Below are 14,197 nucleotides of genomic sequence, written 5' to 3'. Positions count from 1 at the left end.
GGAGCGCGTCGTTTCCGTCCGATTCCGACCGAAGACGGGTTCACCCATCCCAGACAGTCGAGGACTCCCTGCCACGTCGATCCCCGCCGGTGGGGCCTCACCCCTCGGGAGCACCATATGCCTGATCCGACACCCCTGTTGGACCGTGATCCCCCCAACATCGCCGGTTTCAACCTGCTCGGCCGCCTTGGAGCGGGGGGTCAAGGCACCGTCTATCTCGCCGAGCGCGACCAGGACGGGGCCCGCGTCGCCATCAAGTGCCTGAGCCACGAAGCGCTAGGTGAGAGCGGTGTCCGCCAGAGGTTCGTCCGCGAGGCCGAAGCCGCTCGCCAGGTCGCCTCCTTTTGCACCGCGGCGGTGCTGGCGGCCGATTTCGAGGCCGACACTCCTTACATCGTCAGCGAATACGTCGAGGGTCTGTCACTGCATCAGCGTGTTCGTCAGGGCGGCGTCATTGTGGGCGGCGACCTCATCCGTCTCGCGGTCGCGACGGCCACCGCCTTGGTCGCCATCCATGAGGCCGGGATCGTGCACCGCGACTTCAAGCCCGGAAACGTGCTTCTCGGCGAGGGGGGAGCACGAGTGATCGACTTCGGCATCGCCCAGATCACCGAAGGCACGGGCACGTTGACGAATTCCACTGTCGGGGCTCCGTCGTTCATGGCACCGGAGCAGATCACGGACGGGAGCGCCACTTTCGCCTCTGACGTGTTCGCCTGGGGTGCGGTTCTGGTTTTCGCCGCGACCGGGGCCTCGCCGTTCGACGGAAGCACGGTCCCGAACGTGCTGCACAACGTACTCAACGCCGAACCTGACCTGAGCGCGATTCCCGAACCGTTGCGTCCGCTGACCGCGGCCGCGCTCTCGAAGGACCCCGCCGCCCGCCCGGGGGCGGTGGACCTGCTCATGGCCCTCCTTGGTCGACAGGAACGCCCCACTGACGCCTCCAGTCTCGACCAGGCGGTCCAGGAGGCTCACAGCGCCGTGATTGACGGTGCGTCCGCCGCGACGGCCACGGTGCCATGGTCGACCCCGAACACGAACCCACGTCCGTCGCACGCCGGTCCGACCCCGCCGCGGCGACCACCCCGGTGGCTCCTCCCGGTCGGCGCGGTGGCCGCCGTCGGTCTTCTCGGAGCGGGCGTTCTGCTGGGGCACGCGCTGGGCGCGGGGGGCACCTCGGGGGATGGCACAGAGGTCGGTGGCGAAGCGGGGGACAGCGGAAACGGGGCGGCGGGAAGCGACGGTCACCGATTCTCCGAAGAGGAGGCCGGGACCTGGCAAGGTGTCGCCGACTCGGGCAACCTCTTCACGGCGGAGGTCGAGACCGGGGAGCGGGCCGCCGCACTACGGGTGCCCGATGACGATTCCTGTTCGACGGAGATCAGACTGCTCGGCGTCAACGACAACGAGGACGGCTATGACGCGAACGTCGCGTTCACGGGGCAGGGAGTGGCCAACGTCCACGCCTATCGCTGTGTGGACCGGGAAAGCGCCTCGCTCTGGACCCCCAGCGACGAGGTGGAGCTGACCTTCGAGGGCGACACGATGACGATCCACTTCTACCGCGAAGGCCTCGAAGACGCCGGCGAAGAGCCCGGCCCCCAGAAGTCCGAGCCCCAGTCCACACTCGTACTCACCCGCACCGATTGACACCCGATCCGAACCGTGCCCGCGCAGAGCGTCGGACTGTTCGGTCAGTTCGCCCACGGCGCGTTGTGACAGGGCGAGCACCGTGCATCGGGTGCTGGCCTTCGCGGTGAAATCCCAGGTGTCCTGGGCTCCGGTGAGGAGGTCGTCGCCGAAGTAGTTGCCCCCCACCAGCACGTCCAGGACGACGTTGTTCCCGTACTCGCCCCGCGCGACGCGGTTCACCTTGCCGTGCGCGAGAACGTAGACCGCGTCCTTGGGCTGCCCCGCCTCCACGATGACGTCGCCCGGCTCGTACTCACGCTGCTCGAACCGCCCAGCCAGCGCCTCCAACACCGAGTCGTCGCCGAACTCCCGCAGTGCCGGGAGTTCGCGCAGCTCCGCGGGCACCACGCTCACCTCGGCCCCCGTGCTGACACACGAGACCCGACCATCACCGATCGTGTAGACGAGTCGGCGGTTCACCCGGTAGACGCCGCCTCGTGCCTGCACCCAGGGCAGCAGCCGCAGCAGCCACCGTGACGTCACCCCCTGCATCTGTGGGGCGGACTTCGTCGTCGTCGCCAGGTTGCGCGCCGCCGACGTCCCAAGGCTCATCGGTCGTTGTTCGTGCTGCGGGACAGGGCTCGACTCGGCCGTCTCGGTCACAGGAAGCACCACCATTTGGAATCAGTGTGGAGGCGGCGCGGGGACGACATCGACACCATCACCCATTAGCCGCCATTTCCTTACGCGCAACACGAGACCGCAGCAACGAGCGTTTTTGCAGTAGAAACGGGAATTGCTTTCGAGTGGTGTGGAAATGGATATTCGGGCAACCGTACCCGGTATATTCGTTCCCCACACCAGCCGAAACTCGGATGGGCGGATGGGGCGAGTCGGCACAATGACCCAAAGAGCATCAGGTGGCACCAAGCCCCCAGAAAACACGTCACCACTCGTCCGCACTAATTCAACATCGCCAGGATTGCGTCGTTTGTGTCCCTCTGTTCTTCGTTAGTGGTATCCGGTCCTTCTTATGGCATCCCGAAAAGACCGAAAAGCGGCGGCAGGAACCCCCGCCCTGACCGTGGGGTGTGTCGGTGTCGCCGACGGCGTCCGGTTCGGGTGTGGAGGCCAGGGAGTGGGCGTCACCCCGACGTCTCCCGAGCGCCGAACGTCCGGTCGACCCGTGGCCACGCCCGCCACGCTGGGACGAGGCTGCGGGACGCTCACCTCCCTCGACGACCGCTGATGTGGGACCGGAACCCGTCTACCGGTTCGCTCGTCCTACAGGATGTGACGACCTCCGAGGAAGTTCCCTCCACCCGGACCACCGGGCCCAACCAAAAGCGGCGCCGGCAGTTCTCCCGCTGGCGGCTAATGGCGGTCCTGTGCGTCGTAGCGGTGGTGGCTGGTTTCGTTCCGTTCGTGTGGATCGTCTCGGGAACCGCGGACGACCGCTACGACACCGCCGACGAGGTGCCCGAGCGCCCGGTCGGTCTGGTCCTCGGGGCGGGGGTGCGGGATGACGGGGAGCCGTCGCGGGTGTTGGCCCGTCGGTTGGAGCTGGCGGCGGAGCTGTACTTCGCCGGCAGCGTGGAGGTGTTGCTCGTCAGCGGTGACAACAGCGTCGACCACTACAACGAGACCGACACCATGCGCGACTTTCTCGAGGATGAGGGGGTTCCGGCCGAGCACATCGCGGCCGACTACGCCGGTTTCTCGACCTGGGACTCCTGTGCTCGGGCCCGTGAGGTGTTCGGGGTTGACGCGGCGACGGTCGTGACCCAGGACTTCCACCTGCCGCGTGCCGTGCGCCTGTGCCAGAGCGCCGGCATCGACACGGTCGGCGTCGCCGACTCCGCCATCAGCGAGCGGACCGGGGGCACCATCCAAGGATGGGTGCGCGAGGTCCCCGCCGCGGTGTCCGCGTTGGCGACCATGGTCCTCCACCCCGAGCCAACGTTCCTCGGCGACTACGAGACGGCCGTCGACGACGCGCTCGCCGCCGCGCGCGAGGCGGACGAGTAGTCGCGCCCCTCACGTGTTCGTCGCGGTACTCGCCAGGAAGACCTGGCCGGCGACGTACCACGCGTCCCCGCACTGGTCCGAGCGTCCCGAGACCGACGTGGCCACGGCACTGGGCGGGGACCTGGGGCGCCTGGAGTCGTCGATGGACCCGCGACACCGGCGGAGCGGTCGGCGCCCGGGCCAGTCGTGGGGCCCGGGGGTGACCCACGAATCGCCGGTCGCGGGCGGCGGCGCCCCCAATACCACGCGTTTCCGCTCGCCGCCCACCAGCCGGCCGCGAACGAGCGTAAGTGTGTTCGGGTGGATCCCCCTTGTTTCCTATACTCCTGGCCGTCTCGAGTGATCGACAAAGGGGGCACGGTGACCGAACGCGCGTTTCAGGTGGACCTGCGCGGGGTCGTTGACCTGCTCAGCCGCCACCTCTACACGAGTCCACGGGTGTACGTACGGGAGCTGCTGCAAAACGCCGTCGACGCGTGCGGCGCACGGGCGCCGCTCGACCCGGACACGGCCCCGTCGGTGTCCGTCGAGCCGTGGGAGAGCACCGGGGACGGAACGCTGCGCGTCCACGACAACGGCATCGGTCTGACCGAGACGGAGGTGCACGAGCTGCTGGCCACAATCGGTCGCAGCTCCAAGCGCGACGAACTCGGGTTCGCGCGCCAGGAGTTCCTGGGGCAGTTCGGGATCGGACTGCTGTCCTGCTTCCTCGTGGCCGACGAGATCCGGGTGCGCACCCGCTCCGCCCACGGTGGCCCGACGGTCGCCTGGACCGGCTTCGCGGACGGGCGCTACAGAGTAGAGCGGGCGGAGGAACAACGATCCGAGCCGGGCACCACCGTCACGCTCGTCCCGCGTCCGGGAATGCGGGACTGGCTGGCCGGCGACACGGTGACGCGGCTGGCCACCTGGTACGGCGGTTTGCTACCGATCCCGGTCACGGTGGCGGGCCAGGTGGTGAGCGCCGGTGAACTGCCCTGGCGGACCCGCCACTCGACGCCCGAGAGGCGCGGGGCGGCGCTGTCCTCCTACGCGGAGCGGCTCTTCGGCTTCGAGCCCTTCGACGTCATCCATCTCCACGTCCCCGAGGCCGGACTCTCCGGTCTCGCCTTCGTTCTCCCCACCTCCGCCAACCCGGCGCAGCGAGCGGGGCACCGGGTGTATCTGCGCCGGATGCTGGTCGCCGACGGGGTGGAGAAGCTACTCCCGGACTGGGCGTTCTTCGTCCGCTGCGTGGTGGACACGAGCGAGCTGCGGCCGACCGCCAGCCGTGAGGAGGTCTACGACGACGACCTGCTGGCACGGACCCGCGAGGCCCTGGGAAGTCAGATCCGCGACTGGCTCGTACGCCTGGCCAGCACCGATCCCCGGCGACTGCGTCGGTTCCTGACCGTCCACCACCTCGGAGTGAAGGCCCTAGCGCTCCACGACACCGAGATGCTGCGGATCGTCGAGCGTTGGTGGCCGATGGAGACGAACGAGGGCCCCGTGACACTCGCGGAATTCCGGCGCACCCACCCGGTCATCCGCTACACGACCACCGCCGACGGGTTCCGAGAACTGGCCGCCGTCGCGCACGCGCAGGGGATCGGCGTGGTGAATGGGGGCTACGCCTACGACATCGACATCATGCGACGCCTGTCGGCCCTCGACCGCGCGCTCGAGGTGCGCCCCCTCGAACCGAGCGAGCTCACCACCCGCTTCGCGGCACCCGACGCGGAGGAGGAGCGTCGGCTGGGACCGTTGCTGAGCGCGGCGACTCGCGTGCTGGAACCACTGGGATGTGACCCGCTGCCCCGTGCGTTCGACCCCTCGTCCCTTCCGGCGCTGTACCTGGTGAGTAGGCAGGCCATCCAGGCCGAGGAGATGCGCGCGGCACGAGAGTCGGCCGACGACCTGTGGTCCGCGGTTCTGTCCTCGGTGGGGTCCGCGGACACCAGCCCGGAGCCTCGTCGACCGCAGCTCGTGCTCAACCTGAACAGTCCCGTGCTGCGTCGGATGATCGACCTGCCCAGCGCGGACCTCGTGGGCCTCGCCGTCCAAGCGCTGTACGGCCAGGCACTGCTGCACGGGCACCATCCGTTGCGTTCGCAGGACAGCGCACTACTCAACCAGTCCTTCCTCGGCCTGTTGGACTGGGCGATGCCCCCGGGAGGAAAGCCATGAGTCGCGGCGAAGCGGAACTGCGGGAGCGGCTGAGTGAGGCCTCGGCCATGCGTTTCGGCGAGGCGCAGCAGGCGGCGATGGAGGACGTCGTTCGCCACGCTGACGCCGGGGGGTTCGCACGGCTCGCCTTCGAGGCGCGTCGCCGGCTCGCGGACGCCTACAGCGTGGCCGGACAGTGGCACATGGCGTTTCCGCTGTTCTCCCGGTGCCTCAGTGACCACGACCAACGGCCCGAACTGTTCGAACCGGAGGACGACCGCGCGCTGCGCCTCTGGTACACGCACATCGTGCACACCATGGTCGAGTTCCCCGACATCACCATGGCGCAGCTCGACCAGGCGATGAGCGACGTCGAGCGGCGTTTCAAGGCCGGCGGCCACAACCTCCATCCGGTCTACGACATGAGGCGCTGGGTCGCGCAGGTCACCTGCGACTGGGAGGAAGAGGAGCGAAACCATCGCCTGTGGTGGGAGTCGGGCGGCCCCAGGCCGCGATCGGTGTGGGACTTCGAAGTGGACGTCGAACGCCTGGTTCGGCGGGGGGACGAGACGTCCCTCGCCCGGGCGCGGGAGATCGCCCGCCCCGCGCTCGTGGGCGACGTCGAGTTCGACGAGCCACCTACCCCCATCCAGTGCCTCATGCTCCTTCCCCTGACCAAGGCGGGCGCGACCAGCGACGTGGCACTCGCGCGACGCCGCTCCGCGTGGGAGCTCAGCGAGCGGCCGTACCGCATCGAGTACATGGCGATGCACATCGAGTTCTGCGCGATGACCGGCAACGAGGACCAGGGGCTCATCGAGGTGCGGCGTTCGGCCCACCGGCTGCGCGACCTCAACCGCCCCAACGGCACGATGGAGATGGCGGCGGCCATCGCGCTGCTCATGCGCAGGCTGGACGACGCTGGACGCGGCGAGGAGCTGGTCGCCTGGAGCGTGCACGAAGACCCCACCACTCCGGTCGCGACCATGCGCCAGGAGATGACAGAGCTGGCCCTCGACCTCGCCGCACGGTTCGACGAGCGCAACGGAACCACCGCCCAGGGCGACCGGATCCGGTCCCTCCTCGCCGCGGAACCGGTCGTCGACTTCCTGCCGCTCACGCCGACCAGCCGAGCACCGCGCCGGACGCCCGCCCCACGGGGCATGTCCCCAGAGGACCTGCTCGAGCGAGCCGAATGGCACCAACGGGCCCAAGAGGACACCGAGACCCGGGACTACCTGGACGCCCTTCCAGCCGAGCCCCCAGAACACCTGGTGGGTCGGATCACCGAACTCCACGCCGTACTGGCGTGGGACGCCGACACCGGAGACGGGCTGCGCCGGGCGGCTGAGGAACACCGGCGCAACGACGACCATCGTCGACATCTCCTCTGCCGGACCTGGCTCGCCCGCTGGCTCGCCCACAACCAGCGGGCCGAGGACGCCCTCGCCGAGGCCAGATCCGCCCTCCGAGAACTCCACGAGGCCGGCGACCCGTGGGCGATCGCCTGGGGCGAGCTACGCATGGCGCAGGTGCTCGTCATCCTGCGCGAGGACGGAGCCTACCCAGCGCTGCGTCGCGCCGCCCAGTACGCCGCCGCCAGCGGCGACCCCCTCAGTGTGGGCATCATCGCCGACCTGGAGGCGTTCTGGCGGGAGCACGAACGTTCCGCGCCCGAGGGGGTGATCAGCCTCGCGACCACCGCCAAGGACTTCCTGCTCGCGGCCGGGTCCTACGCCGCGACGATGAGCGCGTTCACGCGGTTGGAGTCCGCGCACGAACGTGCCGGCCGTCTTCCCGAGTTCGTCGCGTTGGTGCGGGAGCAGTTGGACCACCTGCCCTCGAACACTCCCGAGGCGGTACGCGCCCACCTCCGCTACGAGCGCGGTCGCGCCCTCGTGGAGGAGGGGAACCGTGGAGCTGAGGCCGTCGCCGACCTGACCGACGCGGTGACCGTGCTGAGCTCCCTCAATCTGGACAGCACCGACCACTGGTACTACCTCGCCACCGCCTGCCACGTCACTAGCCGATATGACGAGGCCCGCCACGCCGCCAACCGGATCGCGAACCGGGTGCTCGACAAGCGGGCGGAGGGGACGTTGGCCAACCCGGCCTGGGCCGACGCCTGCTGGCTGATCCTCGCCGACAGTTACCGCAACCTCGGCGAGCACACCACCGCGATCGAGCACTATGCCTACCTGGTCTCCAAGGCACAGGAGTATGGGAGCGGGGAAACGCATCCGGTCGCCGTGGCTCTCAAGGACATGGCCATGGTGCTCTACGGGCTGGACCGAGACGCCGAGGCCGCGGAACGCTTCCAACAGGCGGCGGAGGTCTTCGCCGTCCTCGGCAACCAAGTCGCGGCGGCGTCCTGCCGGTGTCAACAGGCGCAGGCCCTGTTCTGGTCGGGCGACACCGAGGCCGCGCTCGCCTGTCTGCCCGTCGCGGAGGAGGCGGTGGCGGCCGTGCCGGTGGAACCGGTCGCGATCCGCGCCACGTGCGAGGCGCAGTTGGCGGAGACACGCGCCCGAATCACTGTGGCGGCGGAACGTCCCGAAGCGGCCCGCGACGCGGCACGTGCCTCGGCCGCCTGCCGAGACGCGGGGGAACTGTCGGCGGCGATCGACATGGACATCCTGCGGGCCCAGGTTCTCCTCAACGAGGAACGGCCCGACCTCGCGCTCCCGGCTCTCGACGCCGCCCGGACCGCGTGCGCTGAGGACGACCCCCGCTTGGAGGAGATCGCCCGGCTGAGGACACTCGCGCGAGGAACCCCGGATCGCGTCCAGGAGGTCCAAGAAGTCCAGGAGGTCCAGGCTAGTGGCGATGGGCTTGGTGCGGGGTAGCGGAACAGGGCGCGCAACTGAGAGCGAGCTTCGGGACAGACACCACCGGATCCCGGCGGAACACCTGGACCGCCGGCGGTTCCGTCCGTACGCCGGCGCGCTCGCGGGCGTGACCCGCGACCGGGCGGGGGCGATCCCTGATGGGGAAGAGTCGACTGAGAGACTGTGGAGAGCCTGGTCAGGGGACGTGTGACGCTCTCCACCAGCGTGCGCGCCGGGAGCCGCCGCGCCGCCGTCGACGCCCACGTTGGAGCAGGATTGGTCACCCACACCCCAGAGGAGACGCCCGCGCGTGTCGGATCTCCCGCCGGTCGAGCGGTCGTGGGCGCCACGCTCGCCGTCGTGGTCGCGTGGGTGGCCATCGGTCTCAACAACCTCGCACACGGGCTCGAGCAGTTGGGAGATTCCACCCAGTCCATCTCGTTTCCGCACGTCGGTGTCTTCACGTTGCCGGCGTGGGGCTTGACCTGCCTCGCGATCTGGCTGTACTCCCGGCTGCTGCGCGCCCTCGGGGAACCCCGTCCACTCGTGGTCGCGGCGGTCCTCGTCCTCGGGTGCGTCGTACTGTTCCTGCCGGTCAGCTCGCTGTGGCACCCCCAGGTCGGCTCGTTCGACACCCTCGCCTTCGTCGTGGGCACGGCGACCCTCACCTTCCTGGTGCTGTGGTGGAGGTTGACCGGAACACGACTGCTATGGCGGGCACCTCTCGCTGTGGTCGGGAGCTTCGGCCTCGTCCTCGCGATCGCGTTAGGGCAGGCGTTCGTGGAGCTCCGCGAACTGGAGCGCGCCACGGCCGCCGACATCGACGCGCTCACTCTGGGCGTCTACGACGAGGACTGGGAGATCGAGCAGGTGAACATCCTCAACCGGGTCGGCGGCCCCGCTCCACGCGATCACGCCGGTCAGGGCGGTGGGGTGCGGGTCACCTACCGTGTCCCGGACACCGGGTGGGAGGTCCGACTCTCCAGCCATCCCGACGACCGCCGCGAGTACTACCTTTCCTGCGACTGCACCGAAGAGGGAGATCTCCTGGTGCGGACGACCGATCGGGCGGCCGACCCGACGAACGCCTTCGTCGAGATCGACGGCGCGATGTACGAGCTCGACCTCAGATATGCCACCGACGACGCGGCGGACCTGGAAACGGTGGACATCGACCTCGCGGAACTCGCCGAGCGGATCCGTCCCGCCACGGCCGAGGAGGAACAGGTCGTCCAACGCCAGATGCTCGAGCACATGCTCTCCTACTGGCGGTTCCCGCCGTTGTCCACCGTCCTGGACCGCGTCTAGGACGCGGCGGCCAGGGGTCGTATGTTGCTGGCCCGCGGACGGTCAGACCACGAGCTCCTGGCAGACGTCGATGAAGGCCTGCATCCGACGTACCGGGATCCGGTCGGTCAGGTGGATGATCTCCACGCCGAGTCCCTCGGGTTGGATGTCGAGATCCCGCGTCAGATACGGCAGGTCCTCGTAGCTCCGCTCGAGCACGGTGCGCTGGGTGAGCAGAGCGCTGCCCAGGCCACGTGCGACCAGGGCGCGCACCATCTCGAAGCTCGCGGTGCGGAACCGCACGTTCGGCGTGAGACCGGACTGCGCGAACAGGCCGAGGAAGTACTCGCCGGCGGGCGGCAGATCGAAGAGGATCAACGGTTCCGAGACCAGGTCGGCCAGGGTCAACTCCTCGCGTTGTCCCAGCTCCCCGTCCACTGGTGTGAGCACGTACGGAGGATCGGACCTTAGTAGCCGCGCGGTCACTCCGCTGGTCGCGCGCAGTGAGGGGATCTCGTAGTGGTAGGTGATCGCGAGATCGATCCGGGTGTCCAGCAGGTCCTCGAGCAGCTTCTCATGTGCCGCCTCGACGATGGAGAGTTGCACTCGCGGGTACCGACGGGAGAACTCCGCGATCACGTTCGGTAGCAGGATGGGCGCGATCGTCGCGTAGCACCCCACGGTGAGCGGCCCCTCGACCTCCTCCCGTTCCTGATGGGCTGACTCCCGGAGTTGGTCGAGGCTGACCAGCACGTTGTCGGCCGCGGTGACGGCGCGCTGCCCCGACGCCGTGAGCCGCATACCCTTCTGGGAGCGGACGAAGAGGGTGATCCCGAGCGCCGCCTCGAGGTCGGCCAGCGCCGTGGACACCACGGACTGTGACACGAAGAGCTCGCGTGACGCCGCCGTCACCGACCCGAGCCGTGCCACGGCCATCAGGTACTCCAGTTGTCGCAGGCTGACATCCGCCATCGGTCCGGCCTCTCCGCGCTATCGGAATTTCCGAAGGGGGGCTTCGCATCTATGTGTTGTACAGATCATATGCCGTGCCTTGATCATTATGAGGCAGAGCACAGGCCTCACCTGCGTGAAGTGCATCGGCGCGACGACCGTGCCGAGCACCGTGCCGTGCTCGCTCGGCACCCTTGGGACACCGACACATCCTCCTGGTCCAACGCGGGACCTTCATGGTGCGTCAGAGGTCTTCCGTGGCTTGCTGAGTCGTCCCGGGGTGTGCGAACGAGAATCGAGGAGAGCGAATGACGAGCAGCGCACCGACAGAAGTGAAGAAGGAAGATCTACGGCGAAGCGTGTTCGCGGGCGCGGTTGGCGTCTTCGTGCACTGGTTCGACTGGGCGGTCTACGCCTACCTGGCCACGACCATGGCCGCGGTCTTCTTCCCCGAGCAGGAAGGCGTCACGGGCCTCCTGTCGGTGTTCGCGGTCTTCGCCATCGCGTTCTTCGTTCGCCCGATCGGTTCGGTGCTGTTCGGCCACCTGGGGGACCGGTTCGGGCGCAAGACGACGTTGTCCATCGTCATCATCGCGATGGCGGCGGGAACGCTCATGCTGGGTCTGCTGCCCTCCTACGAGTCCGTCGGTGTTCTGGCGCCGATCCTGCTCGTGGTCGCCCGCATCATCCAGGGTCTGGCCGCGGGGGGTGAGTTCGGGTCCGCCGCGTCCTTCCTGGCGGAGTTCTCGCCGCCGAAGCGCCGCGGCTTCGGCTGCTCCTGGATCGAGTTCGGTTCGGTCGGCGGGTTCCTGTTCGCCTCGATCGTCGTCTGGGCGCTGCACTCGATCTTCCCGGCGGACGTCGTGCTCGACTGGGCGTGGCGGCTTCCCTTCCTGCTGACGGTTCCGCTGGCGGCGGTCGGTCTCTACATCCGGCTGCGCATCGAGGACACCCCCGAGTACCGCGCGCTGGAGGAGATGAACAACGTCCCCAGCCAGCCGGTGGTCGAGGTCTTCCGCTCGAACTGGAAGCAGTTCCTGCAGACCGTCGGTATCGAGACCTTCATGAACTCCACGTTCTACATCGTCCTCGTGTACCTGATCACCTACCAGGAGGAGATCGTCGGCATCCCCGCGGACCGGGCGGCCCTGCTCTCCGCGGCGGCCTCCGTCATCGCGATGGGTGTGATCCCGCTGTCGGGCATGATGTCTGACCGCTACGGGCGCAAGCCGGTGCTGTACACCGCCGCCGGACTGATGATCGTCTGCGCGATTCCGCTGTTCCTGTTGATGCAGATGAACACGTCTCTGTCGGCGTTCGCCGCCACCTTCGGGCTGGCCGTGATCCTGGCCCTCATCCTGGGCACCCACGCCTCCGCGGTGGCCGAGCTGTTCCCGACGCGCACCCGCCAGAGCGGACTGTCGATGGCCTACAGCGTGGCCGGAGCGTTCTTCGCCGGGACTCTGCCCTATGTGCTCACCTGGCTCATCGCCCTGACCGGCAGCTCCATGGTCCCGGGCTTCGCGATGATCGTGATCGGAACCATCGGCGCGGTGACGCTGCGGACGATGGCCGAGACCAAGGGCTCGGATCTGCTGCACGACAGCGACCGTGCCCACCAGAGCAAGAGCGTCGTCGTCGAGGGCAAGAGCGCCTAGACGCCGCGGGTCTCTGACCGACCGGAGGCCCAGGCCGCGCCCCTCGGCGTCGCCTGGGCCTCCCTCCGCACGCTCCGGCTGGGCGTACGTGGGGGCGGCGGGCGAGAGGCGGGAGGCCGCGTCGGGGCGCCGATCCGGCACGGTCCATGTGTTCTGGCGATGACAACATTGAAGTCCATCGGTGTAATCGATAGCTGACTCCAGAAATGTGTATTGGCCACACGTGCCTCCGGTGCGTTTGACTGGTCCAAGATTGACTGTGGCGCACCGTGTCTCCGGTGTGCACGCGCACATCTGCGAGTCGCGACGTAGGACCACGGGGTTGGAGGAACGAATGGCGGAAGAAGAGATCGAGGTCGTCGTCGTCGGAGCGGGGCAGGCCGGGATCGCGATGAGCGAGCACCTGAGTGAGCGCGAGGTGCCGCACGTCGTCCTGGAGCGGCACCGCATCGCCGAACGGTGGCGCTCGGAGCGATGGGACTCCCTTGTCGCCAACGGTCCGGCGTGGCACGACCGTTTCCCCGGTCTCGAATTCACCGGGCGCACCCCGGACGAGTTCCCTACCAAAGAAGAAGTCGCCGACTATTTCGTGGCCTACGCGGAGAAAATCGGGGCGCCAATTCGCTGTGGCGTCGAGGTGAAATCCGTTCGGAAGAACACCGGAGGGCTGGGCTTCCGGGTGGAGACCTCCGAGGGTGTCATCCAGGCCCGCTACGTGGTCGCCGCCACCGGCCCGTTCCAGCACCCGGTCATCCCACCGATCGTTCCCGAGACCCCGGACCTGGTCCAGATCCACTCCAGCGGTTACCGCAACCCCGAGCAGCTTCCCGACGGCGGTGTACTTGTGGTCGGCTCCGGTTCCTCCGGAGTTCAGATCGCCGACGAACTCCGCGCCTCCGGCCGCGACGTGCATCTCTCCGTCGGCCCGCACGACCGGCCGCCGCGGAGCTACCGGGACCGCGACTTCGTCTGGTGGCTCGGGGTCCTCGGCAAGTGGGAGGCGACCACCCCGCCACAGGGCGCCGAACACGTCACCATCGCCGTCAGCGGCGCGCACGGCGGCCACACCGTGGACTTCCGCACGCTGGCCCACAACGGAATCACCCTCGTCGGCCGTACCGATTCCTACGACGGAGGGGTGCTGCGCTTCGCGCCCGACCTCCGGGACAACATCGAGCGTGGGGACGCGAACTACCTTTCCCTCCTCGACGAGGCCGACGCCTACGTCGAGCGCAACGGACTCGACCTCCCAGAGGAGCCGGAGGCGCGCCGCCTCGCCCCCGATCCCGAGTGCGTGACCACCCCCGTGTTGGAGCTCGACCTCGCCAAGGCCGGGATCACCTCGATCGTCTGGGCGACCGGCTTCACCGTCGACTACGACTGGCTCCGGGTCGACGCGCTCGACGAGGACGGCAAGCCGCGACACCAGCGTGGTGTGTCCACCGAGCCCGGGGTCTACTTCATGGGCCTGCCCTGGCAGTCCCGTCGTGGCTCGAGCTTCATCTGGGGAGCGTGGCACGACGCCAAGTACGTGACCGACCAGATCTCGATCCAGCGCGGATACATGGGGTATCACGGGCGGAGCGTCTAGGGACTCCGAGCGCCGAGGTCACCCGGAGCGCTCAGGCAACGCCGAGGAAGCCGTCGAGAAGGCAGTGAGCACAC

Annotated in this window: 9 protein-coding genes and 1 pseudogene; 8 read left to right on the top strand and 2 right to left on the bottom strand. The window is 68.5% G+C overall.

Features of this window, described 5'->3' with window-relative positions:
• Positions 1 to 117 precede the first annotated feature (117 nt).
• Positions 118 to 1,653 (top strand): serine/threonine-protein kinase, encoded by a 1,536-nt coding sequence (locus J4H86_RS09945; protein WP_236543224.1) that lies wholly within the window; start codon positions 118 to 120, stop codon positions 1,651 to 1,653.
• 96 nt (positions 1,654 to 1,749) lie between these two features.
• Here J4H86_RS09945 and J4H86_RS27430 read toward each other — a convergent pair.
• A pseudogene (locus tag J4H86_RS27430) lies at positions 1,750 to 1,926 on the bottom strand (cyclic nucleotide-binding domain-containing protein); the annotation flags it as partial.
• Here J4H86_RS27430 and J4H86_RS27425 point away from each other — a divergent pair.
• The 5 genes from J4H86_RS27425 (at position 1,882) to J4H86_RS09920 (ending at position 9,944) form a co-directional block, all read left to right on the top strand.
• Positions 1,882 to 2,172: a hypothetical protein gene (locus tag J4H86_RS27425; protein WP_330932548.1), complete on the top strand. Its 291-nt coding sequence runs from the start codon at positions 1,882 to 1,884 to the stop codon at positions 2,170 to 2,172. The pseudogene J4H86_RS27430 and the gene J4H86_RS27425 sit on opposite strands and share 45 nt — an antisense overlap.
• A gap of 756 nt (positions 2,173 to 2,928) precedes the next feature.
• Positions 2,929 to 3,663, top strand: coding sequence for a SanA/YdcF family protein (locus tag J4H86_RS09935; RefSeq protein ID WP_394356470.1), 735 nt, complete (start codon positions 2,929 to 2,931; stop codon positions 3,661 to 3,663).
• A gap of 360 nt (positions 3,664 to 4,023) precedes the next feature.
• Complete coding sequence (locus J4H86_RS09930) at positions 4,024 to 5,829, top strand: HSP90 family protein (RefSeq protein ID WP_236543223.1); 1,806 nt, start codon at positions 4,024 to 4,026, stop codon at positions 5,827 to 5,829.
• Positions 5,826 to 8,654 carry a tetratricopeptide repeat protein gene (locus tag J4H86_RS09925; protein ID WP_236543222.1) on the top strand — a complete coding sequence of 943 codons (2,829 nt, stop codon included), beginning with the start codon at positions 5,826 to 5,828 and terminating at the stop codon, positions 8,652 to 8,654. The genes J4H86_RS09930 and J4H86_RS09925 overlap by 4 nt, the downstream gene beginning before the upstream one ends.
• A 258-nt stretch (positions 8,655 to 8,912) precedes the next feature.
• On the top strand, positions 8,913 to 9,944 hold the full coding sequence (locus J4H86_RS09920; protein ID WP_236543221.1) for an ECF transporter S component: 1,032 nt from the start codon (positions 8,913 to 8,915) through the stop codon (positions 9,942 to 9,944).
• Between the two features lie 42 nt (positions 9,945 to 9,986).
• Here J4H86_RS09920 and J4H86_RS09915 read toward each other — a convergent pair whose 3' ends face one another.
• Positions 9,987 to 10,895, bottom strand: coding sequence for a LysR substrate-binding domain-containing protein (locus tag J4H86_RS09915; RefSeq protein WP_236543220.1), 909 nt, complete (start codon positions 10,893 to 10,895; stop codon positions 9,987 to 9,989).
• 287 nt (positions 10,896 to 11,182) lie between these two features.
• On the opposite strand from J4H86_RS09915, the gene J4H86_RS09910 reads away from it, so the two are divergent.
• Positions 11,183 to 12,532 (top strand): MFS transporter, encoded by a 1,350-nt coding sequence (locus tag J4H86_RS09910; protein WP_236543219.1) that lies wholly within the window; start codon positions 11,183 to 11,185, stop codon positions 12,530 to 12,532.
• Between the two features lie 334 nt (positions 12,533 to 12,866).
• Complete coding sequence (locus tag J4H86_RS09905) at positions 12,867 to 14,123, top strand: flavin-containing monooxygenase (RefSeq protein WP_236543218.1); 1,257 nt, start codon at positions 12,867 to 12,869, stop codon at positions 14,121 to 14,123.
• Positions 14,124 to 14,197: the final 74 nt, after the last annotated feature.

Source organism: Spiractinospora alimapuensis (genome assembly GCF_018437505.1).
GTDB lineage: Bacteria > Actinomycetota > Actinomycetes > Streptosporangiales > Streptosporangiaceae > Spiractinospora > Spiractinospora alimapuensis.
Note: the sequence above shows the minus strand (reverse complement) of the source record. Positions and strands in the feature narration are given on the sequence as shown.

Excerpts from the sequence above, each read along its gene's own strand:
- J4H86_RS09945 (WP_236543224.1), top strand. The coding sequence starts at position 118 with ATGCCTGATCCGACACCCCTGTTGGACCGTGATCCCCCCAACATCGCC.
- J4H86_RS09925 (WP_236543222.1), top strand. The coding sequence starts at position 5,826 with ATGAGTCGCGGCGAAGCGGAACTGCGGGAGCGGCTGAGTGAGGCCTCG.
- J4H86_RS09915 (WP_236543220.1), bottom strand. The coding sequence starts at position 10,895 with ATGGCGGATGTCAGCCTGCGACAACTGGAGTACCTGATGGCCGTGGCA.
- J4H86_RS09910 (WP_236543219.1), top strand. The coding sequence starts at position 11,183 with ATGACGAGCAGCGCACCGACAGAAGTGAAGAAGGAAGATCTACGGCGA.
- J4H86_RS09905 (WP_236543218.1), top strand. The coding sequence starts at position 12,867 with ATGGCGGAAGAAGAGATCGAGGTCGTCGTCGTCGGAGCGGGGCAGGCC.